This is a genomic window from Agromyces soli (assembly GCF_022811605.1).
GTDB classification, from domain to species: Bacteria; Actinomycetota; Actinomycetes; order Actinomycetales; family Microbacteriaceae; genus Agromyces; species Agromyces soli.
In genome coordinates, this window is sequence record NZ_CP094533.1 from 1549755 (window position 1) to 1569201 (window position 19447).

25 protein-coding genes and 1 pseudogene are annotated in these 19447 nt (G+C 71.9%); 13 read left to right on the forward strand and 13 right to left on the reverse strand.

What is annotated here, in order from left to right:
* The first annotated feature begins 74 nt into the window (after positions 1–74).
* The 3 genes from MTP13_RS07440 to MTP13_RS07450 all read left to right on the forward strand — a co-directional run bounded on the left by MTP13_RS07440 (position 75) and on the right by MTP13_RS07450 (position 1732).
* Positions 75–668 (forward strand): response regulator transcription factor, encoded by a 594-nt coding sequence (locus tag MTP13_RS07440; protein ID WP_243570433.1) that lies wholly within the window; start codon positions 75–77, stop codon positions 666–668.
* A 78-nt stretch (positions 669–746) separates the two neighbouring features.
* The gene (locus MTP13_RS07445) at positions 747–1244 is read left to right on the forward strand and encodes a hypothetical protein (RefSeq protein WP_243570434.1); all 498 of its coding nucleotides are present in this window, start codon (positions 747–749) and stop codon (positions 1242–1244) included.
* A 62-nt stretch (positions 1245–1306) separates the two neighbouring features.
* Positions 1307–1732 (forward strand): hypothetical protein, encoded by a 426-nt coding sequence (locus tag MTP13_RS07450; RefSeq protein WP_243570435.1) that lies wholly within the window; start codon positions 1307–1309, stop codon positions 1730–1732.
* 154 nt (positions 1733–1886) lie between these two features.
* Here MTP13_RS07450 and MTP13_RS07455 read toward each other — a convergent pair whose 3' ends face one another.
* From MTP13_RS07455 to MTP13_RS07485, 7 genes and pseudogenes are all read right to left on the reverse strand, one after another.
* Positions 1887–2465 carry an antibiotic biosynthesis monooxygenase gene (locus MTP13_RS07455; protein WP_243570436.1) on the reverse strand — a complete coding sequence of 193 codons (579 nt, stop codon included), beginning with the start codon at positions 2463–2465 and terminating at the stop codon, positions 1887–1889.
* Between the two features lie 400 nt (positions 2466–2865).
* A pseudogene (locus MTP13_RS18285) lies at positions 2866–2943 on the reverse strand (TMEM175 family protein); the annotation flags it as partial.
* 72 nt (positions 2944–3015) lie between these two features.
* Positions 3016–3186 carry a hypothetical protein gene (locus tag MTP13_RS07465; RefSeq protein ID WP_243570437.1) on the reverse strand — a complete coding sequence of 57 codons (171 nt, stop codon included), beginning with the start codon at positions 3184–3186 and terminating at the stop codon, positions 3016–3018.
* A 67-nt stretch (positions 3187–3253) separates the two neighbouring features.
* Positions 3254–3490 carry a helix-turn-helix domain-containing protein gene (locus MTP13_RS07470; RefSeq protein ID WP_243570438.1) on the reverse strand — a complete coding sequence of 79 codons (237 nt, stop codon included), beginning with the start codon at positions 3488–3490 and terminating at the stop codon, positions 3254–3256.
* A complete protein-coding gene (locus MTP13_RS07475; RefSeq protein WP_243570439.1) occupies positions 3490–4119 on the reverse strand; it encodes a hypothetical protein in 630 nt (209 codons plus the stop codon). Before MTP13_RS07475 ends, MTP13_RS07470 begins: the two co-directional genes overlap by 1 nt.
* Positions 4120–4169: 50 nt before the next feature.
* The gene (locus MTP13_RS07480) at positions 4170–5072 is read right to left on the reverse strand and encodes an arginase family protein (RefSeq protein ID WP_243570440.1); all 903 of its coding nucleotides are present in this window, start codon (positions 5070–5072) and stop codon (positions 4170–4172) included.
* 34 nt (positions 5073–5106) lie between these two features.
* The gene (locus MTP13_RS07485; RefSeq protein ID WP_243570441.1) at positions 5107–5250 is read right to left on the reverse strand and encodes a hypothetical protein; all 144 of its coding nucleotides are present in this window, start codon (positions 5248–5250) and stop codon (positions 5107–5109) included.
* Between the two features lie 160 nt (positions 5251–5410).
* On the opposite strand from MTP13_RS07485, the gene MTP13_RS07490 reads away from it, so the two are divergent.
* Positions 5411–6562 (forward strand): hypothetical protein, encoded by a 1152-nt coding sequence (locus tag MTP13_RS07490; RefSeq protein WP_243570442.1) that lies wholly within the window; start codon positions 5411–5413, stop codon positions 6560–6562.
* Here MTP13_RS07490 and MTP13_RS07495 read toward each other — a convergent pair.
* Together MTP13_RS07495 and MTP13_RS07500 are read right to left on the reverse strand one after the other, a co-directional pair.
* Positions 6528–7649, reverse strand: a complete 1122-nt coding sequence (locus tag MTP13_RS07495; RefSeq protein WP_279399769.1) for a sensor histidine kinase — start codon at positions 7647–7649, stop codon at positions 6528–6530. The two genes, MTP13_RS07490 and MTP13_RS07495, sit on opposite strands and share 35 nt — an antisense overlap.
* Complete coding sequence (locus MTP13_RS07500; protein ID WP_243570443.1) at positions 7642–8346, reverse strand: response regulator transcription factor; 705 nt, start codon at positions 8344–8346, stop codon at positions 7642–7644. Before MTP13_RS07500 ends, MTP13_RS07495 begins: the two co-directional genes overlap by 8 nt.
* Before the next feature lie 87 nt (positions 8347–8433).
* Here MTP13_RS07500 and MTP13_RS07505 point away from each other — a divergent pair, with 87 nt between their 5' ends.
* The 4 genes from MTP13_RS07505 to MTP13_RS07520 are packed head-to-tail and all read left to right on the forward strand — an operon-like array spanning position 8434 to position 10229.
* The gene (locus tag MTP13_RS07505) at positions 8434–8892 is read left to right on the forward strand and encodes a VanZ family protein (protein WP_243570444.1); all 459 of its coding nucleotides are present in this window, start codon (positions 8434–8436) and stop codon (positions 8890–8892) included.
* A 32-nt stretch (positions 8893–8924) separates the two neighbouring features.
* Positions 8925–9275, forward strand: coding sequence for a hypothetical protein (locus MTP13_RS07510; protein ID WP_243570445.1), 351 nt, complete (start codon positions 8925–8927; stop codon positions 9273–9275).
* A gap of 2 nt (positions 9276–9277) precedes the next feature.
* Entirely contained in the window at positions 9278–9748 is a 471-nt protein-coding gene (locus MTP13_RS07515) for a hypothetical protein (RefSeq protein ID WP_243570446.1), read from the forward strand.
* A 43-nt stretch (positions 9749–9791) separates the two neighbouring features.
* The gene (locus MTP13_RS07520) at positions 9792–10229 is read left to right on the forward strand and encodes an iron chaperone (RefSeq protein WP_243570447.1); all 438 of its coding nucleotides are present in this window, start codon (positions 9792–9794) and stop codon (positions 10227–10229) included.
* A 67-nt stretch (positions 10230–10296) separates the two neighbouring features.
* Here MTP13_RS07520 and MTP13_RS07525 read toward each other — a convergent pair whose 3' ends face one another.
* Positions 10297–11889: a purine-cytosine permease family protein gene (locus MTP13_RS07525; protein WP_243570448.1), complete on the reverse strand. Its 1593-nt coding sequence runs from the start codon at positions 11887–11889 to the stop codon at positions 10297–10299.
* 137 nt (positions 11890–12026) lie between these two features.
* Between MTP13_RS07525 and MTP13_RS07530 the strand changes: the two genes are divergently transcribed.
* From MTP13_RS07530 to MTP13_RS07545, 4 genes are all read left to right on the forward strand, one after another.
* Positions 12027–12551: a RidA family protein gene (locus tag MTP13_RS07530; protein WP_189083370.1), complete on the forward strand. Its 525-nt coding sequence runs from the start codon at positions 12027–12029 to the stop codon at positions 12549–12551.
* A 32-nt stretch (positions 12552–12583) separates the two neighbouring features.
* The gene (locus MTP13_RS07535; RefSeq protein ID WP_243570449.1) at positions 12584–13312 is read left to right on the forward strand and encodes a FadR/GntR family transcriptional regulator; all 729 of its coding nucleotides are present in this window, start codon (positions 12584–12586) and stop codon (positions 13310–13312) included.
* A 110-nt stretch (positions 13313–13422) separates the two neighbouring features.
* Positions 13423–13830, forward strand: coding sequence for a DUF4383 domain-containing protein (locus MTP13_RS07540; protein ID WP_243570450.1), 408 nt, complete (start codon positions 13423–13425; stop codon positions 13828–13830).
* Between the two features lie 7 nt (positions 13831–13837).
* The gene (locus MTP13_RS07545; protein ID WP_243570451.1) at positions 13838–14395 is read left to right on the forward strand and encodes a hypothetical protein; all 558 of its coding nucleotides are present in this window, start codon (positions 13838–13840) and stop codon (positions 14393–14395) included.
* A gap of 15 nt (positions 14396–14410) precedes the next feature.
* Here MTP13_RS07545 and MTP13_RS07550 read toward each other — a convergent pair whose 3' ends face one another.
* Both MTP13_RS07550 and glsA read right to left on the reverse strand, forming a co-directional pair.
* A complete protein-coding gene (locus tag MTP13_RS07550; protein WP_243570452.1) occupies positions 14411–16039 on the reverse strand; it encodes an MFS transporter in 1629 nt (542 codons plus the stop codon).
* Positions 16036–17082 (reverse strand): glutaminase A, encoded by a 1047-nt coding sequence (glsA, locus tag MTP13_RS07555; RefSeq protein ID WP_243570453.1) that lies wholly within the window; start codon positions 17080–17082, stop codon positions 16036–16038. The genes MTP13_RS07550 and glsA overlap by 4 nt, the downstream gene beginning before the upstream one ends.
* A gap of 146 nt (positions 17083–17228) precedes the next feature.
* Here glsA and MTP13_RS07560 point away from each other — a divergent pair, with 146 nt between their 5' ends.
* On the forward strand, positions 17229–18362 hold the full coding sequence (locus MTP13_RS07560) for a hypothetical protein (RefSeq protein ID WP_243570454.1): 1134 nt from the start codon (positions 17229–17231) through the stop codon (positions 18360–18362).
* Positions 18363–18384: 22 nt separating this feature from the next.
* On the opposite strand, the gene MTP13_RS07565 is transcribed toward MTP13_RS07560, so the two are convergent.
* Positions 18385–19422 carry a LacI family DNA-binding transcriptional regulator gene (locus MTP13_RS07565; RefSeq protein WP_243570455.1) on the reverse strand — a complete coding sequence of 346 codons (1038 nt, stop codon included), beginning with the start codon at positions 19420–19422 and terminating at the stop codon, positions 18385–18387.
* Positions 19423–19447 lie beyond the last annotated feature (25 nt).

Here is a 19447-nt window from a genome sequence, read left to right on the forward strand (position 1 = left end):
AACAGTCAATGTGAGCGCGGGGTATCCGGGGGCCAAGCGTCACAGGATCGACGTTGCACAGAGAAGGCGCCCCGATGGACGATGCACGACCCCGGCAAATCCTCGTCGTTTCCACGAGGAGTCTCTTCAGGGCGGGAGTCCGGGCGTTGCTGGCAGCGGTCGAGGTCGACCGTCTCGTCGACGCCGCACACCAGAAGGTCGTGACGCGGAGCTTGGGGCAGGCGTACCGATCCGTCGCGGTCGTCGATCTGGGATCGCGCTGGGTCCGCGACGCGACGGCCGGCATCCCCTCGTTGCTCAGGCACCCGGATGGGGTTGAGGTCATCGCCGTCGCCTCATCTCGAACGACCGATCCGGAGGTCCCGGTGAAGCACCCACGGCTGACACTCGTCGCCTCGGACGTGGACCTGGCAGTGCTGATTCGCGCGGTCGAGCGTGGATTCGGTGACGCTCCGTCTGGCAGTCTCACGCAGGGCGTCGAATTGACGCCGCGCCAGCGCGACGTGCTCCTGCTGGTCGCCGGTGCCCGGTCGAACAAAGAGATCAGCCAGCAGTTGTCGATCGCACCCGGCACGGTCAAGCGTCATCTGAACGATGTGTTCACCGTGCTCGAAGCGCGCTCCCGAATCGATGCGGTGAACCGAGCACGATCGCTCGGGCTGATCTGAAACCTGAGTCGGACTGCTACTTAAGACACATCGACTCGGCACTCGGACCAGCTGATCCCGAGGCGAGAAAGGACCCTCATGACGAACTCGTCATCGTTGACGATGCGGCTGCTGAGCATTGCGGTCGTTTTCAGTACTACCGTCGCGCTGACTGCGTGCGCAGGTGGTCTCTGGGACCGGGCAGAACAGACTGAGCCAGCGAGGGACCCCGAGAGCACTTCGTCGGAGGCCGACGGTGTTACGGCCAGAGAAACTTGCCTGGAGTTGAGTATCCCGGAGTCCGCGGCATTCAACGCGTTCAATGAACTCCGGAAGGGCAACATCGGGGCTGAGGCGCGAAACCAACTGCTTGAGGAGGCATCCGTCGGATATCGGACGGTGCCCGTCGAACCCGGTAGCGAGCTCGAGACCGGAATTCACGCGGTGATCGCGTACATCGACTCGAGTACTCCGACTCCCGATGGCGCGATCTTCGATCCGAGCACTGACGAGTTCGCCAGGCTCGGTTCCAACCTCGGGAGCCTCTGCAGCGCGGCAGGCACAGAGCTCGTGATCAACGCGTCCAGCGGAGGGTAGGGGTGCTTGGTCCGCGATACGGGATGAATTGGACGAAAGCCTGCCTCGCGGCGGGGCTCCTGGTGTCCCTGGTGATCGGAACGGTCGGGTGCTCAGCGGTCGAGCCCCCGACTTCGCGTGAGGCTGCGGTCTCGCCCGCAGTGGAGAACGCTTCCGGCGAAACCGGCGATGTCGGTGTGTGCCATTCGGTCTCGCTCGTGATGACCATGCTGGAGAAGGGCTCGGCTGCGTACTCGGCGGGTGCGTTGGACCGATCGAGCTTCACCATCGTGGCGGCCGACCTCGCCGACTCCCTCCGTTTGCTGCGCATCATGCACTCGGAGGCGACGTTGATCCCTGCGGTGGATTCGCTCAGATCGGCGATCGGTGACCTCGCGACAGCGGAGGGTGCGCCGCAGACAGGTGACGGGTCGCCCGTCGCGCTGAGCCTGGATCCGATCGTCAAGCGCTGCGACGAGATCGATGCGCCCGTGAGTATCTCGCAGTGAATTGAATCGAGTGGAGTCGCCCGCTTGCGGTGCGATCGCACAACTCAGGAAGCCGCACCCGGCGATCCCCGCGCTTCCGCGGATCGGCGGATGCCTCGGCGCCCATAACCCCGGGATGTTCCTGAGTTGTGTGAGCGGGCGGGGCGGGGAGGCGTCAGGTGCGCGGTGTCAGCCAGCGGCGCAGCGAACGGGTCACGAACGGCAGCACCCAGTACGTCATGATCGGCGTGAGCACGAGGGTCGTCACGAGCACCCGCAGCCACAGCGGCAGCTCGCCCCAGCCCGGCACGGGCGTCATGAGGTACGAGAACACGAGGTTCACGGGGAAGAAGCCGAGCCAGATCGTCACGGCCTGCTTCCAGCGCGGCGGGGCGGGCGGGGCCTCCATCGGTTCGGCGTCGACGGCGGGGATGGAGCCGGTGGCGGGTTCGTCGAACCATCCCTCGATCCCGGTGCGGCGCTTGGAGCGTTCGCTGCGCACGAAGCCCTCGCCCATCGAGAGCCACCAGCTGCGCTCGGGGGAGCGTTCCCACGCCTCGAGCGTCTCCTCGCTCGTGAAGCGGTAGAGCATGTGCCAGACCTGGGAGTCGCCGCCGGCGCGCACCCAGCCGGAACCGAGGAAGCCGGGATGCTTGTTCGCGAGGTTCACGCCGGTCTGCACCCAGGCGGTGGCCTCGGAGATGCGGGCGGGGTCGACCTCGCGGCGGATCGACACGGTGATGGGCTCTGACATGGGACCTCGGGGGTGGTGAGTTCGCGTGGGCTCGCGCAGGGTGGTCGCGAGACTCGGGCAGATTCGGTCGTTTCGTTGGTGACGTGGTGACCGCGGCCGTCAGCGAGTGTAGCTCGGGCGCATTTCGCGCTGGTTTCGGCTGCCGGAGGAGTGCGCTGAGCGAACCCCGGCCGTACAGGCTCGCTTGATCCCGGTCGAGGTCCGGCAGCATCACCCTCTGGTATCGCATCGCCCAGGCCCACTGCAGTCCGCCGCACAGGATGGCGAGGAGGAACGCCAACGGCATCGCGATCCGACCCGCGAGCGTGTCGGGGTGCTCGGTCGTCAGGTTCGTGGCGAACGGCACGAGCACGATGAAGAGCAGCCGGATGTTGTTCAGCCAGACCATCGTCGTGTCGACCCGGGCGATGTGCTCGAACTGGTCGACGTGGACCATCCAGAGCAGGCAGAGCAGCCGGAAGCTGACGACGAAGTTCACGAACAGCGGGGCGGCGCTGGCGAGCGCCGTCCACGCGAACGGGTGCGGCGCGGAGCACGACGCTGCTCGGGCTCAGCCGGGACGCCGCCCGGTGTCCTCGGGGTCCTCGGCGATCGGCGGGGGCCCGTCAGGGGAGACGGCGCCGCCTTCATTCACCCAATCCGCGATCTCGGCGGCGTCCTCCTTCGTCACCGGCCGAGGCCGTCGGAACAACGACTTCAACTTCTCCGTGAACTTGGACATATCGAAACTCTACGACCGCACCGCAATCACGCGGGCGCGCTGCTCGGTCGCCTGCTGGAGTTCGTGCTCATCCGCGCGGGCGCAGCACGAGCAGTTCGCCGATCTCGCAGTCGAGCGCGCGGCAGATCGCCTGCAGCGTCGAGAAGCGGATGGCCCGGGCCCGATCGTTCTTCAGCACGCTGAGGTTCACGACCGTCACGCCGACGATCTCGGCGAGCCGGGTGAGGGTCAGCCCGCGCTCCTCGAGCAGCTCGTCGAGCCGGCAGTGCACGTCCGTGCCGTCCTCGATCTCGGCCGGCGCCATCAGACGAGGCCCTCGGTGTCGCGCTGCAGTCGTTCCCCGATCGAGAAGACGGTGCACAGGAGGGCCACGGCGAACGCCCACAGCACGAGGGCGAAGGGGTCGACGCTCATGATCACGTTGTCGAAGGTGCGCTCGCTGAGCACGGCGAACCCGCCGTTCGCCGCCATGTTGCCGAAGAAGGGCACGGCGATGAAGCCGGCGAGGCCGACGAACCCGGCGGTGGCGACCAGCACGGTATTGGTGCGGCAGAAGACGACGCCGCGGGCCACGTTCCGGATGAGCCAGACGAGGGCTGCGACGCCGACGATGACCGCGACCATCAGCACGAGCTGCTGGATGACGATGGCCCACTGCGACGCGACCGGGAGCGCGGGAACCGTGAGAACGGCTTGATCCAGGGCGACGGGCACGGGCGCCCCGTCTGGGCCGATCGGGGCCTCAGCGGGGGTCCCGGCGAACGTGGCCAGCACGGCGACGTCGCGGTTCGGCAGTACTTCGATGATCCGCGTGACGGCCGACCAGGCGACCCAGGCCGCGATGACCGCCCCGGCCGCGGCGAAGAGCCAGAGGCTCACCCGGTCGGCGAGCTTGATGGCGTGGGCCGTGTTCGGCGTGGTGTTCGTCTGCATGGGCAGCAGCATACCGATATTCGATAATAATGGAAATCGATATGTTGAGGTCAGCGGGGCAGAGCGGAGCCGAGCGTTCCCAACCCCTCGACCACCACGTCGGCCAGCAGCCTGGCGTAGCGCCCGTCGGGGTCGAGCTCGGGGTCGAAGACCGTCACCGAGGCGCCGATCGCGGCGGGTGCGAGCTCGGCGAGCAGCGCCGTCAGCGTCTCGACGTCGAGCCCGCCGGGGTCGGGGCTGTCGACCGCCGGCATGACGCTCGGGTCGAGCAGATCGACGTCGAGCTGCAGCCAGTACCCGACGCCGGCGGTCGCCCGGATGCGCTCGGCGAGCCGCGACGCAGGCTGGGCCAGGGCCTCCGCCGCGGAGACGACGAGCCCGAGCGTGCGGCGTGCCTCGTCGGCGTGCTCGTCGTCGTCGCGGTGGCCGAGGTGCACTGCGCGCGCCGCGTCGAAGGAGGGTCCCGCGCCGTCGAGGTCGGCGATCGCGGGCCAGTGCAGGCCGACCACGGCCGCGAGGTCCTCGCCGGCGACGCTGGCGCAGGCCTCGCTGTTGCCGGGATGCCGGAAGTCGGTGTGCCCGTCGAGGTGCACGAGCCCGGTGCCGCCGCGGCGGGCCAAGGCGAGCCCCGCGCCGAGCAGGATGCTGCAGTCGCCGCCGAGGATGAGCGGCGCGTCACCGGCGTCGAGCACTGCGTCGAGGCGCTGCGCGAGCCCCCGAGCGTGTTCGACCAGGGCGGCCTCGTTGCGCACGTGGCCGGGCGCTCGGCTCGCGTCGTCGTCGAGATACGGCCCCGCGGGGACCGTACCGGCGTCGCGGGCACCGGCCGTGAGCAGCCGCTCGAAGAGTCCGGCCGCACGCAGCGCCTCGGGCGCTCGCCACGCCCCGGGCACCGCGCCGGGCCGCGGCGGGCGCAGGCCGAGGCTGCTCGGGGCGGCGACGAGCGCGATCATGGACTCAGGCTGTCATGCACGGCCGACATCACGACTACGGCCGGTACTCCTCGCGCGGCTCCGGATGACGCACCTCGGGCCGGGCCGGGGGGAGGCCGCCGAGGCCGTCGAGCGCGGCCGCGAGGCTCGCGAACAGGGCGCGGACGACCCGCCAGAATCCGCTTCTCCGTCTCTGCATGGCCCACCTCCGGGGGTGAACCCTCAACATACCGGAGGAAACGCTTCAGTTCTTCCCGGAATCGTGGGCCGGCGCGACATACTGGAGTGCTGGCCGCGGGGAGCTTCCGCGGCCGCAGCCATGAGCCCTGCGCAGCGCCGCCCAGAGAAACGAGCCCGAGTTGCCCGATCCCCGCACGACTCCCAGCGACGAACCCGTGCAGCCGACCGAGGCCGTACAGCCTGCCGAGGACGCGCTGCCCGACGAGGTCGAGCCGGCCGGCCCGCCGTCCGCGTCGGAGGCGCCCGAGGCATCCGCCCCCGAGCCTTCCGAGGCCGAGGCGCCCGCCCCCGAGCCTTCCGAGGCCGAGGCGCCCGCCCCCGAGGCTTCCGCCCCCGGCGCATCCGTCCCCGATGCCTCCCCCGCCGACGCGCCCGCCCCCGTGCGCCGTCGCCGCTGGCCGATCGTCGTCATCTCGATCCTCGGCGTGCTGCTGCTCGGCGCGGGCGCCGTCGCCGGCTGGCTGTACGTGCAGCTCGGCGACGCGAGCGACCGCATCGTCGAGCAGAACCAGGAGCTCGAGGAGCAGCGTGAGCTCATCGAGAAGAAGGAGGTCTTCGGCGCTGCGATGACCCGGCTCCACGAGGGTGTCGTGCCGCTGGAGGGGCTGCCGTTCACCGCGCTCGCCGACTGGGAGCGGTATCAGTCGATCGCGACGAGCGGCTGGTTCCACCGCTGGGACGCGGACGCGCTCGACACCGACATCGCGCGCGCCGAGCAGGCGGCCGAGCAGCTCGAGAGCCTGCACGCGGCGGCGGCCGCCGAGGCCGCGACGAACGCGAGCGGCTCCGCCTGGGAGGCGACGCTCGATCGGCTGGGTCGTGGCTACGTGACCACCCGGATCGAGCGCGGCGACACCCCGTGCGGCGCCGAGGCGCTCGCGTGCGTCAGCAGCAACGAGCCCACGATCGTGCGCGTCTCCGCAGGCCAGGACGCGGCCGAGTCGATGACCGACTGGCTCCGCACCGGCGTCGCCTATCACGAGTTCGCGCACACGCTGCAGAATCTGAACCCCGAGGCGGGCGAGGCCGCCGCACAGGCCTTCGGCGGCGACTACGAGACCATGGCCGACTGCTATTCGCTGACGTTCCTCGACGGCTGGACGCTCGACCACGAGATCTGGACGAGCGACACCACCTACTGGGAAGTGAGCATCGGCTACGGCTACACCTGCACCGAGAGCCAGCGCCAGGTCATCCGCGACTGGAACGCGCAGCTGCCCGTCGTGATCCAGCCGATCACGCAGGATGGCTCGGGCCGGGCGGCGAGCTGACCGCCGCCGGCAGCCGCACGCTCACCCGCAGGCCCCCGCGCGGGCCGGGCTCGACGACGAGCACGCCGTCGTGCGCGGTCACGATGCTCTGCACGATCGCGAGTCCGAGTCCCACGCCGGCGTGATCGCCGCGGATCCGTTCCGCGCCGCGCTGGAACGGTTCGGTGAGCGTCGCCACGACGTGGGGTGCGAGCGCGGGCCCGGTGTTCTCGACCACGAGCACCGCGCGGCCCGGCGCCGCGACCGTCGTGACCGTCACCTCGCCGCCCTCGGGCAGGTTGTGCACGATGGCGTTGTGCACGAGATTGGTGGTGAGCTGCAGCAGGAGCGCGGGCGATCCGAGGGCCGCGACGACGTCGCCGGATGCCTCGACGGCGACCCCGCGCCGCTCCGCGAGCGGCAGCAGCGTCTCGACCGACTCCTCGGCGAGCAGCGAGAGGTCGACCGCGTCGCGGTGGAACGCCCGCCGGTCGGCCCGGCTGAGCAGCAGCAGCGCCTCGGTCAGTTCGATCGCTCGACCGTTCACGAGTCGGAGCCGTTCGACGAGCGCCTGGTCGGCCCCGGGGTCGTCGCGGGCGACCTCGAGCATCGTCTGCGTGATCGCGAGCGGCGTGCGCAGCTCGTGCGAGGCGTTCGCGGCGAAGCGCTGCTGCTCGGCGATGTGCGCCTCGAGCCGGGCGAGCATCGCGTCGAAGCTGTCGGCGAGCTCGCGGAACTCGTCGCTGCGACCCTCGAGCTCGATCCGGTGCGAGAGCGAGCCCTCCGCCGTCTTGCGCGTCGCGCTCGTGATGCGGCCGAGCGGGGCGAGCATCCGGCCGGCCAGGAACCAGCCGCCGGCGAGCCCGAAGGCCAGCAGGAACAGCAGGGCCCAGGCCGCGGCCGGGGCGAAGGCGCGCACGAGGTCGTCGCGGCCGGGCGTGAAACCGTCCATCGTGACGGAGGCATCGGCCGGCACGTAGCGCAGCAGGAACAGCCAGACGACGGCGAGCAGCAGCAGCATCGCGAGCAGCAGGAAGCCCGCGTAGCTGAGGGTCAGCTTCCAGCGGACGGAGAGCCCGGGCCGCCGAGCCACCCGCGCCTCAGGCATCCGATGCCCCAGCATCCGCGCCGCCGCCGCCCGCGTCCCCGGTGTCGATGCGGTAGCCGACGCCCGGCACCGTCGCGATCACCCACGGGGTGCCGAGGCGCTTGCGCAGCGCGGACACCGTGATGCGCACGGCGTTCGTGAACGGGTCGGCGTTCTCGTCCCAGGCGCGCTCGAGCAGCTCCTCGGCGCTGATCACGCCGCCCTCCGCGGCGACGAGCACCTCGAGCACGGCGAACTGCTTGCGGGTGAGCGCCACGTAGCGGCCGTCGCGGTAGACCTCGCGGCGGAAGGGGTCGAGCCGGAGCCCGGCGAGCTCGCGCACGGGCGGGCGCACCTGGCTGCGCCGGCGGTCGAGCGCCCGAAGTCGCAGCACCAGCTCGCGCAGCTCGAACGGCTTCGTGAGGTAGTCGTCGGCGCCGAGCTCGAAGCCGGAGGCCTTGTCGTCGATGCGGTCGGCGGCGGTGAGCATGAGGATCGGCATCCCGACCCCGGAGGCGACGATGCTCGCCGCGACCTCGTCGCCGCTGGGACCGGGGATGTCGCGGTCGAGCACGGCCAGGTCGTAGCTGTTGATCGACAGCAGCTCGAGGGCGGTGTCGCCGTCGCCGGCCACGTCGGCGGCGATCGCCTCCCGGCGGAGTCCCGTGCGGATGGCCTCGGCCATCAGGGGTTCGTCCTCGACGATCAGCACGCGCATGACACCGATGGTACGAGGCGGGCCGTATCGCGAGCGTATGCGGAACGGCCTACGCGGCGGCAACACGCCCGCGCGTGGACTGGGAGCATGACCACCACGACGAGGCCAGCGGCCGGACGGCGAGGGGGCGCCTCGGTCCTCGGCGTGCTCTTCGGGGTATACCTCGTGCTGCTCGTCTGGCTCGTGCTGTGGAAGCTGCAGCTGCCGTGGGAGGCGGTGCCGGTGCAGCGCAGTCTGAAGCTCGTGCCCTTCGTCGCGGCCGAGGGCTACGGCGCGAACGCGGCGCGCGAGGTCGCCGGCAACGTCGCGGTGTTCGTGCCCTTCGGGCTCGGGCTCGCCCGGCTGCGCCCGCGTTTCGGATGGTGGCGGATCGCCGCGGCGGCGGCCGGGCTCAGCGCCGGGCTCGAGCTCGCGCAGTTCGCGCTGGCGGTCGGGCACACGGACCTCACCGATGTGCTCACGAACACCGCGGGCGCCCTGCTCGGGACGGTGCTGGCCGGGCGCCGCCGCCGCAACCCCCTTGTCGAGTCCGCGCGGAGCACGTAGACCAGAAGGTGACCGGGGAGGAGGACCCATTCATGACGATCCGGTTGAACGAGACGGCCCTGCGGCACGCCCGCTCGCTCGTGCGCGAGGGCCAGGTGGTGCGCGACGAGCGCGACGCCTGGAGCGAGGATGCGCCGAGCGCCGAGGAGGAGAACGCCTTCGTCGAGCGTGAGGGCTGGACGGAGTACCGGCACTGGCACCTCGGGGTGGACGACGACGAGAACGACGAGACGAAGGGGGCGTACTCCTTCCCCTACGGCGACTTCCGTCGGGTGCACCGCTGCGCGGTGATCTCGCTCGAGAGCCGCGCGGGGCAGTACGACCACGACGACATCCGCGACGCCGCCCGGGCGCTGCTCGAGCTGATCGACGCGGAGGGCTGAGGATGGCGACGGTCACCGAGCGCCGCGACCGGCGGCGCGCGAAGGCGGCGCTCGCGCACGCGAAGTCCGCCGAGAAGGAGGCGAAGCGTCTGGCCGACGGACTCCCGCCGGGCCGGGCGAAGCAGCGTCTGGAGGCGATCGTGGCGCAGTCTCGGGCGACGCGACGCGCGGCCAGAGCGGATCGCAAGCGCGCCCCGCGCCGGGCGGCGCGGACCGCGGCGCGGGCGACGGCCGGATTGGATGCCTGGTCGCGCCGGGTCGTGCCCTCGACGGTTCACCGGGGCGCCGCGGCCGAGCCTGGGGCGGCGATCACGGATGCCGCGGCCGCCGCGAAGCGTCGGGCCGCCCTGCTGAAGCAGCGGCGCAAGCAGGCCGACCGGGTGCGCAAGTGGGCGAAGAGCGCCGCCGCGCACACGGTGGTGCAGGCCGTGACGACACCGGAGGAGCCTGCGCCGCGGAAGCGTCGGGAGTAGCCTCGGACGCGCGGGCGGGGGCCCGCGGGGAGGAGCGCCGCTGATGGCGAAGGACGAGGGATCCGGACTGAGCGCGGAGGAGCGCGCGGCGGTCAAGCAGCGCGCGAAGGAACTGCGCGAGCAGGAGAAGGCCGGCAAGAGCCGGGCCGCGGGCGAGCAGGCGGTGCGCGAGGCGATCGCCGCGCTCGAGCCCGAGGACCGGGAGCTGGCCGAGGGGCTCGACCGCGTCGTGCACGAGGTCGCGCCGGAGCTCGTGCCGAAGACGTATTACGGCATGCCGGGCTACGCGAACGGCGAGGGCAAGATCGTGGTCTTCCTGCAGCCGGCGAAGAAGTTCAAGACCCGCTACGCGACGATCGGTTTCGAGGATCGGGCGAAGCTCGACGACGGCGAGCTGTGGCCCGTCGGCTTCGCGATCCGCGCGTGGACCGACGCCGTCGAGCGCGAGGTCACCGAGCTCGTCCGCCGCGCCGTCGGCTGACGACGCGGCCGGGCGGGATCCACGGATCCGGCCCGGCCACGTCGTCGCGTCATCGAGTGCTCGGCGATCAGTCCGCTGCGGTGAGGGTGGCGTGCTCGCGGCGGCTCGCCTGCAGGTACGCCGTGCTCAGCACGCCGCACGCGGCGCAGATGGGCGGCTGCCCCTCGGCGCTGGGGTCGCGGTCCATCTCGACGGCGACGTAGCTGTGGTCGCAGACGTGGCAGCGCACGCGCGCCTCCCAGGGGTCGTCGAGCTCGCTGCGCGGGTCGTGCGCCCGGCGGAGCAGCCCGCCGCGGCCGGTGCGGTCGACCACGGCGGCGAGCACGACGGCGAGCACGAGCGTGATGGGCGTCGACCAGGCGGCGCCGAAGGCCCCGCCGAACTGGTAGAGCAGGATGCCGAGCAGCGAGGTCGCGACCCAGACGGCACCGTTCCAGGTGAAGCGGCGCACGCGCCCGGCGCGGAACTCCTCGAGCTCGCGGGTGTTCCAGGTGCGCACGAGGTGCACGAGGGCCACGCCGACCCACGAGGCGATGAAGGCGCCCTGCCAGGCGAGTGCGACGAGCAGGTAGCTGACGACGTCGGTGAGCATGAACACGTAGGTGATCGCCCCGCAGAACAGCACGGCGGCGACGCGCGGCACGCGGACGCGGAACAGCCGGAAGACGAGCGCCTCCATGTTCGTCGAGGCGACGTAGAAGTTCGCGGTGTTGATGCGGGCCTGGGTCACCCAGACGAGGAACAGCCCCCAGCCGCCGAGCAGGCTCACCATGGTGTTGCCGACGAGCTCGGAGGAGACGGCGCCGTCGAGGCCCGCACTGTAGGCGATGAAGATGCCGATGAGGCCATTGGCGAGGTAGACGAAGGCGTAGAAGACCGGGCCGAACACGGCGATGCCGTTCGAGCGCGCCTGCTCGGGCTTGCCGAAGCGGGCGAAGTCGACCGTGAACATCATCAGCACGAGCACGCCGAGGTAGACGAAGAAGGCGTAGAGCCAGCCCGGGGCGGCGAAGTCGGCGCCCTCCTGCGGCGGGTGCGCGAGCCAGCCCGAGGAGTCGTTGCGCATGGCGAGCATGACGACGACGACCATGAGGCCGATCCAGTAGACGGGCAGCAGGATGGCGTTGTACTTGTCCATCCAGCGGCGGATGCCGCCCATCACGAGCGGCAGGTTGATCGCGACCGCGATGGCGCTCCAGAGCGCGAGCGAGAGCTGCGGGAACGCGACGTGGAAGGCGTTCGCGATCATCGACGACTCGAACACCGCGTAGTAGATCGCGGTGGCCGCGAGCACGAGGGCGCCGAGCAGCGAGCCGGAGGTGCCGAAGATGCGCTGCGACATGAGCGCGACCGTGAGGCCCGTGCGCGCGGCGTAGCGGCTGAAGGCGTAGCCGAGCGCGCCGAACGCGGCGCAGGCGAGCACGATGCCGATGAGCGCGTCGGTCGTGCCGACGGTCGCCGCGAGCGTGGCGGCGGTCACGAGGTAGAACATGCCGCTCACGAGGGCGTAGAAGGACATCGCGAGGGATGGCCGGGGCATCCGCCAGGAGAGCGGCACGACGTGGGTCGTGTAATCCTCGGTGGCAGCCTCCTTGACGACCTTGGGGTCGTCGTGGTGCTGCACGTCGAGCGGGGCGAGAGCAGGGAGTTGAGTCGTCATCGAGCTCCTCCGGACGTCGGGGTCTGATGGTCAGACCAGTTGGGGGATCGGAACTAGTATGGTCTGATGGTCGGACCAGTGCAATACTGATCCGCGCAGCGCCGGGAATCCGGCGCGAAACCGGACAAGGAGGTCACATGACGGACACGCAGGACCAGGCCGCCGCCGCGGCCGAGACCCCGGAGCAGCGCGTCGCGCGGCTCGGGCTCGAGATCCCCGACTTCGCCAAGGAGGGCTACTACGGCGCCGACGTCTACGGCTCGATGAAGCCGCACCACATCTCGGGGAACATCCTCTTCCTGAGCGGCCACACCCCCGACCAGCCCGACGGCACGGTGCGCTACCCGGGCCGCCTCGGCGACACGCTCACCGTCGAGGAGGGCTACGAGGCCGCCCGTCTCACCGCCCTCAACTGCCTGGGCGGCATCCGCCTCGCCCTCGGCTCCCTCGACCGCGTCGAAGCCGTCGTCCGCTCGCTCTGCTTCGTCGTGTCGACGCCCGAGTTCACCGAGGTGCACCGCGTCTCCTCCGGTTACAGCGACCTCTTCGCCGAGGTCTTCGGCCCCGTCGCCGGACTCGGCGGACGCGCGACGATCGGCGTGACGAGCCTCGCCGGCGGATCCTCCTTCGAGAACTGGGTCACCGTGGAGATAAAGTCGTAGCACTCGAGTGGGGCGCGCGACGGGAGGCCGAGGTGGATCTCAAGGTCTCGCGCGACGCCGGGGCGCCGGAGAAACTGGCCAACCGGCTGCTCGAACTCATCGAGTCGGGCGAGCTCAAGCCGGGCGACAAGCTGCCGAGCGAGCGCGAGCTCGCCGAGCTCGGCGGCGTCGCCCGCAGCACCGTGCGCGAGGCGCTCTCCGCTCTCGAGATGCGCGGCCTCGTCAGCCGACGGCCCGGCCGCGGCAGCGTGGTCGAAGCCGTCGCCCGGCCCAAGCTCGCCGACTCGCTGCGCGGCGTGCTGCCGCCGAGCGAACGGCTCCTCGCCGAGGTGATGGACCTCCGCGGGGTGGTCGAGCCCCCGTTGGCCGAGCGTGCGGCGCTGCGGGCGGGTGCCTCGGGCCTCGCCGCGCTCGACCGGGTGCTCGCCTCCGCGGAGGAGGAGCTCGGCCGGCCCGAGCCCTCCGCCGCCCGCCTCGTCGCGCTCGACCTCGAGTTCCACACCACGGTCGCCACGCTCGCGCAGAACGCGATGCTCGTCGAGCTCATCGACGTCGTGAACGAGTGGACGGCGCCCTCGCGCGACGAGACGCTGCAGAGCCTCGAACGGATGCTGCGCTCGCACCGGGCGCACGGCCGCATCGCCGACGCCATCCGGGCGGGCGACCCCGCCGCCGCCCACGAGGCGATGGCCGCGCACCTCGGGCAGATCGCCGAGGTCATCTCGGCCCCGCAGCCCGGCGCCGAGGCGCTCCCCGCCTGAGCGGCGCGCAATCCTTCGCGGCGAGGCATCCGCATCTCCTCCAATCCGCTGCCGCGACGGTTCCGAATCCCACATGACGGCCCGCACGGGCCCGGGATCAAGGAGGAACCATGCGAAACTCACCGAACCGCATCGTCGCCACGGTGTTCGGCGCGGTCTACCTGCTCGTCGGACTGCTCGGCTTCGCCGTGACGGGCGGCGTCTCGTTCATCGCGACCGAGGGCGGGCTGCTGCTCGGCATCTTCGCGGTGAACCCGCTGCACAACATCGCGCACCTCCTGATCGGCGCGGCGCTGCTCGTCGCCGGCCTCATGAGCGCGCGTGCCGCGAAGACGGTGAACACCATCGTGGGCGCCGCCTACCTGCTGCTCGGCATCGTCGGATTCTTCCTCGCGGGCACCGCGGCGAACATCCTCGCGCTGAACACGCCGGACCACTTCCTCCACCTCGCGAGCGCGCTCGTGCTGCTCGGCGTCGGCCTCGGGGCCGAGCGCGGCGGCCGGCTGGCGACGGCCTGAGGCCGCCGTGCTCCCCGCCGCGCTCCGCAGCTGGCCGGCGCTCGCCGCGCTCGGCGCCGGGCTCGTCCTCGCGGCGCTCGCCGCGGGGGCGACCGGACCGGTCGCCATGGGGGTGCTCGGCTCGGCGGGGCTCGCGGCGCTCGCCTGGGCGTTCGCCGCGCTCCGAGCGGGCGGCGCGGTGCTGCCGCGCACGACGCTCACGGCCGGCCTGACGGTCGTCGTCGGACTCGCGCTCGTCGTGGGGGCGGGCGCGGCGCCGGCGCTCGGCCTCGCCGGGCTGCCGACGATCGCGGCGGCGGGCTTCGCGCTCGTCGTCGCGGTCGGGGCGGCGGCGCGGCTGCGCGATGCACGCACTCCGGGCCTGGGGCCCGATCAGACCCGGGATGCCGCGCCGGCATCCGCATCCCCGGCCGCACCCGCGGCCACCCGGACGCGGCATCCCGTGGCAGCCACCCTCGGACTCGTCGCGGGCGCCGCGCTCGTCGCCGCGCTCGCGACCCCGGCCCTCGCCGGGACCGAGCCCGGCGAGCTCGCCGTCCCGCACGGCGAGCTGCACCAGCACTGAGGGGCGCGGCCCCGGCTACTCGCCCGCGGGCGAGGGGTCGGGGATCTCCTCCGGCTTGTACCGCGGCAGGCGCGACGCGGGCAGCGCCGCCGCGAGGCTGAGGCCCGCGAGCACGAGGAAGCCCATCCGCAGCGTGCGCAACCGCTCCTCCTCGTTGATCGCGACGGCCGCATCGATCTGCTCGGCGCTCGCGTCGGTCTCGGCGAACTTCTCGCGCAGCTCGTCGTTGCTGATGAAGTTCACCTGATCGAGGTCGACCTGGGCGACGAGCTCGTCCGGCAGCTCCGGGTGCTCCGTCACGGCCTGGGTGAAGTTCAGGCTCAGCATGGTCACGAGCAGCGCGCCCATCACGGCGGTGCCGACGGCCGACGCGAGGTTCTGCGTCGTGCCGCGGATCGAGCCGACGTCGCCCGCGAGCTCCTTCGGTGCGGCGGTCACGAGCACGTTGAACACGAGCGTGACGAGCGCCCCCTGGCCGATGCCGAACACGATGAGGCCGAGAATCGTCGGCAGCGTCTCCCAGTTGTTCGTCACGACGAAGGCGAGCCAGACGAGGGCGACCGTCGTCAGGCCGAACGAGAACAGGCCGATCGCCCGCGGGCTGTACCGGCGGTAGAACCGCACGATCAGCGTCGCCGTGACGAACACCGTCAGGTTGAACGGCATCATCGCGAGCGAGGTGTCGAACGGCGTGCGCCCCTGCACCACCTGGATGTACGTCGGCACCGTGAAGTTCACCGCCGCCTCCATCGCGACGATGATGAACATCGCGTACACCGCGGCGCGCTCTCGGGCGCTGCCGAGCACCGAGAGGTCCACGAGCGGCACCCGGCCGAGGCGCATCCGCCGTCTCGTCCACAGGAAGAACGTCTGCCCGAGCACGAGACCCAGCACCACGAAGACCGGCGCGGGCGAGAGGCCCAGCACGTCGAACGGCGCACCCGGCTCGGCGAGCACGATGCCCCAGGCGTTCAGGTTGTTGAAGCCGAGCGTCAGCAGCACGATCGCGCCGCCGATGAGGGCGGAGGCGACGAGGTCGATGCGAACCGAGGCATCCCCCTTGTCCGAACGCAGCCCGAAGCTCAGCGCGAAGACCGCGACGGCGAGGCCGAGGGTGATCATGAACACCGGCCGCCAGCCGACGAGGGTGCCGAGCGTGCCGCCGATCAGGAACGCGCTGATGCCCGAGAACGCGCGCGCCGAGCCGAGCGAGCCGACCGCGGTCGCCTGCTGCGCACCGCGGTAGTTCTCCGCGATGAGCGCGACGAGCGACGGCACGATGATGGCGGCGGACGCCCCGGCCAGCACCTGCCCCGCGATCGCCCAGCCGATCGTCGGCGAGAGGATCATCAGCACCGACGACACGCCGAACACGACGACGACGCAGCGGAAGATCAGCACCCAGCCGACCCGCTGGCCGAGCTTCGCACCGGTCATCACGAGAGCCGCGACCGCGAGGCCGTAGACCACGATCGTCGTGCTCGCGACCGTCGGCGGCACGCCGAAGTCCTCGACCATGCCGCCGAGCGAGATCGGCAGGGCGGCGACGTTGAACGACATCAGCACCTGGGCGAGGAACAGTCCGATCATGGGCGCCCAGGAGCGGCGCTCCTCGGCGCGGGGTGCGGCGGTCTGCGCGGTCATGCGCGACTCCCTTCGGTGGGCGGTGCGGATGTCTCGGGACGCACGGATGCCGCGGCGGGCGCGGCCGTCGAGGCGAAGAGGTTCAGGCCGAGCGCACGCGAGAGGTAGGCGCAGGCGCGCTGGCCGCGCACGCTGTTGCCCGCCGGGTCGAGGCGGGGCGAGTAGGCGCCCACGGCGCCCTTGCCCGGGGCGACCGCGACGATGCCGCCCGCCACGCCCGACTTCGCCGGCAGCCCGATCTCGAACAGCCACTCGCCCGAGCGTTCGTACATGCCGCACGAGGCGAGCAGCGCGAGCGTGTCGCGGCACACCTCCGCGGAGACGACGCGCGCGCCCGTCACCGGGTTCACCCCGCCGTCGGCGAGGGTCGCGCCCATCACGGCGAGATCCTCGGCCGTCACCGAGAGGGCGCACTGCTTCGTGTACACGTCGACGACGGCGAGCGGGTCGGCATCCAGGCGTCCGTAGCTCTGCAGCAGACGTCCGATCGCCTGATTGCGCTGGTTCGTCTCGACCTCGGAGCGGTACACCTCGCCGTCGAGGGCGAGCTCGCGGCCGGCGAAGGCGGACAGCCCGGTGCGCACGAGCTCCCACTGCTCGGCCGGGGTCGCGGCGGGCACGAGCGCGGTCGTCGCGATCGCCCCCGCGTTCACCATGGGGTTCATCGGGCTGCCGCCGTTCAGCTCGATCGCCATGACCGAGTTGAACGGCAGCCCCGTGTTGTTCACGCCGACGGTCTCGTGCACGGCCTCGTGCCCGATCGCCTCGCAGACGAGCGCGAACACGAAGGCCTTCGAGATGGACTGGATCGAGAACGCGACCCCGGCGTCGCCCGCGCGGTGCACCGCGCCGTCGACCTGCGCGACGACGAGCCCGAAGTGCGCCGGATCCGCCTCGGCGAGGATCGGGATGTAGTCGGCGACGACGCCCTCGTCGAGTCCGGCGTAGCGTTCGTACGCGGCGGCGACCGTCTCGGCGAGCCGAGCCGGGAGTGCTCCCGTCGATGCGTGCTGAGCGATGTCCGCCACGTCGGCTTCGAACATGCGCCCTCCCCCCGGAGCCAGCTGTCGCTCGGAGTCTAGACCCGCCGGCCGCTCAGCGGGAGTACCCCGTGGCCCGCGGATCGCCCGCTCGCTACGCTGCATCCAGGCGCGATCGCGGGGGATCGCTGGACCAGGCGGGGAGACGCGTGAACGACGGCATCAAGTGGGGCCTGCCGGTGCTCGGCGCCGCAGCCCTCGGTACCCTCGGGCTCGTGCTCGGCACGACCGCGCTCGCCGACGGCGTCGTCGCGCGGAGCGTGATCGCCGGGGCGGTCGCCGAGTCCCGCGCCGAGGAGGCGCTCGGCGATCTGCGCGGCGCGACGACGCTCGCGAGAGGGCAGGTCCTGGAGGGCGAAGCGCTCGCCGGCGCGTTCGTGGACGGCCTCGGCGACCCCGCGCTCGCCGAGGCGCTGACGGCGGATGTCGCGTCCGCACGCGAGATCATCGACGACGCCGCGCTCGAGCTGCCGGAGCCGCCCGCCTACGATCACGGGCCGCTGACGCCGGTCTGGACGAGCCTCGCCGAGGCGGTCGCGACCCAGGAGCGCACCGCACGGCTCGCCGAGCTCGAGCAGGAGGCCGAGTCGGGCCTCGCCGGCCTGCACGATGCGGAGCAGCAGCTCGCCGAGGCGCGCAGCGCGTTCTACGCGGACGCCGCCGCCGATGCGCAGGCGGTGCTCGACGCGAGCACGGTCGCGAGCTACGAGTCGCGCGTGCCCGCGATGCACGCGATCGCCCAGGACGGCGAGACCTGGCTCGTCGAGCAGGACGACAGCGCCGAGGGGTACCAGCAGCTCGCCGCCGCCGTGGCCGCCGTGCGCGCCTCGCAGACCGCCGAGACCGCCCGTCGGGCGGCGCCCGAGTACGCGAGCCGCGGGCCGATCGAGGAGTTCGCCCGCTCCATCGCGCACGGCGTGCACCTCGACTTCGCGTGGGACCACGTCGTCAACGGGCTCTCGAGCGACGAGTGGTACTCGGGCACCGCGCAGTACTGGTACGGCGACGGGGGCTGGGCGAAGCTGCACCTCAGCTACTCGATCGACTGGAGCTACGCCGACGACGTCAACGCCAAGGCGGTCGTCGTGCACGAGGTCGGGCACACCCAGGTCGTGCGGCCCGAGTGCACGCCGATCTTCGAGAGCGCGGTGTTCGGCAGCGACGACGAGATGTGGGCGACCGCGTGGGCGATCGCCGCGGGCTACGACGTGCCGGGGTCGGGTATCGAGGCCTACGGGCGGCCGAGCGACGAGCAGATCGCCGAGGCCGGCCGCTGCGTGTAGTGCGCGGTTCGCTTCGACGGGCTCAGCGGGCCGGGCGCGCCGTGCTGCCGCGCACCCGGAGCACCGCGTCGGAGAGCAGCGGGCCGTCGATCGGCTCTCCCTCGATGCGGCGCAGCAGCATGCCGACGGCGAGCTCCGCCTGCCGGTCCGGCTGCAGGTCGATTGCGGTGAGCGGCGGGTCGTGTCGTTCGGACCCCGGGCTGTCGATGCCGACGGCGACGAGCACGTCTTCGGGGATCCGCACCTCGGCGTCCCGGGCCGCCCGCAGCACGCCCTCGCGGTACTGCTCCGCGGTCGCGATGACGGCGTCGGGGCGCTCGGTGCCGCGCAGCAGAGCGAGCGTCGACTCGTAGGGGTCGTTGTGGGCGTGGTCGAGGGGGATCAGCCGCACGACCTCCGGCATCCCGTGCTCGGCCGCCCAGTCGCGGTACGCCGCCGCGCTCTCCTCCGCCCACGACCAGCTCGCGTCGGCGCTGATCAGCGCGATCCGCCGGGCGCCTTGCTCGTGCAGGTGGTCGAGCAGCGTCCGCATGTTCTCGCCGTGATCGCTCGTGACGGCGTAGGGCCAGTCGGGGCGCGCGGCATCCCGCTCCACCGTGACGACCGGCGTGCCGAGCCGCTCGAGCGCGGCGAGCCGTTCGTCGTTGCGCACGGGGTCGCAGAGCACGACCCCGTCGGCGCCGATGAGCCGCCAGCCGTCCTCGCTCGTGACCGTCGGCGGCGTGAGCGTGAGCGCGTACCCGGCCTCGAAGGCCTTCGTCGCGGCCGCGCGCGCCGCGGTCATGTAGAAGTCGAGGTCGAGCATCGGCACCGCGCCCTCGTCGACCGAGGGCAGGGCGAACGCGATCGTGCCGGTGCGGCCGAGGCGGAAGGCGAGCGCCGCGCGGCTCGGCCGGTAGCCGAGCTCGTCCGCGGTGCGCTGCACCCGGTCCCTGGTCGACTGGCGGAGCTTGCCGCTGCCGTTGAGCGCGGCCGAGACCGTGCTCGTGGACAGGCCGAGCTCGCGGGCGACGTCGTGGATGGTGACGCGTTTCGTCGCCGGCTGATCACGCTCCGTCATGGACCTCGACCTCTCCGTCGGCACC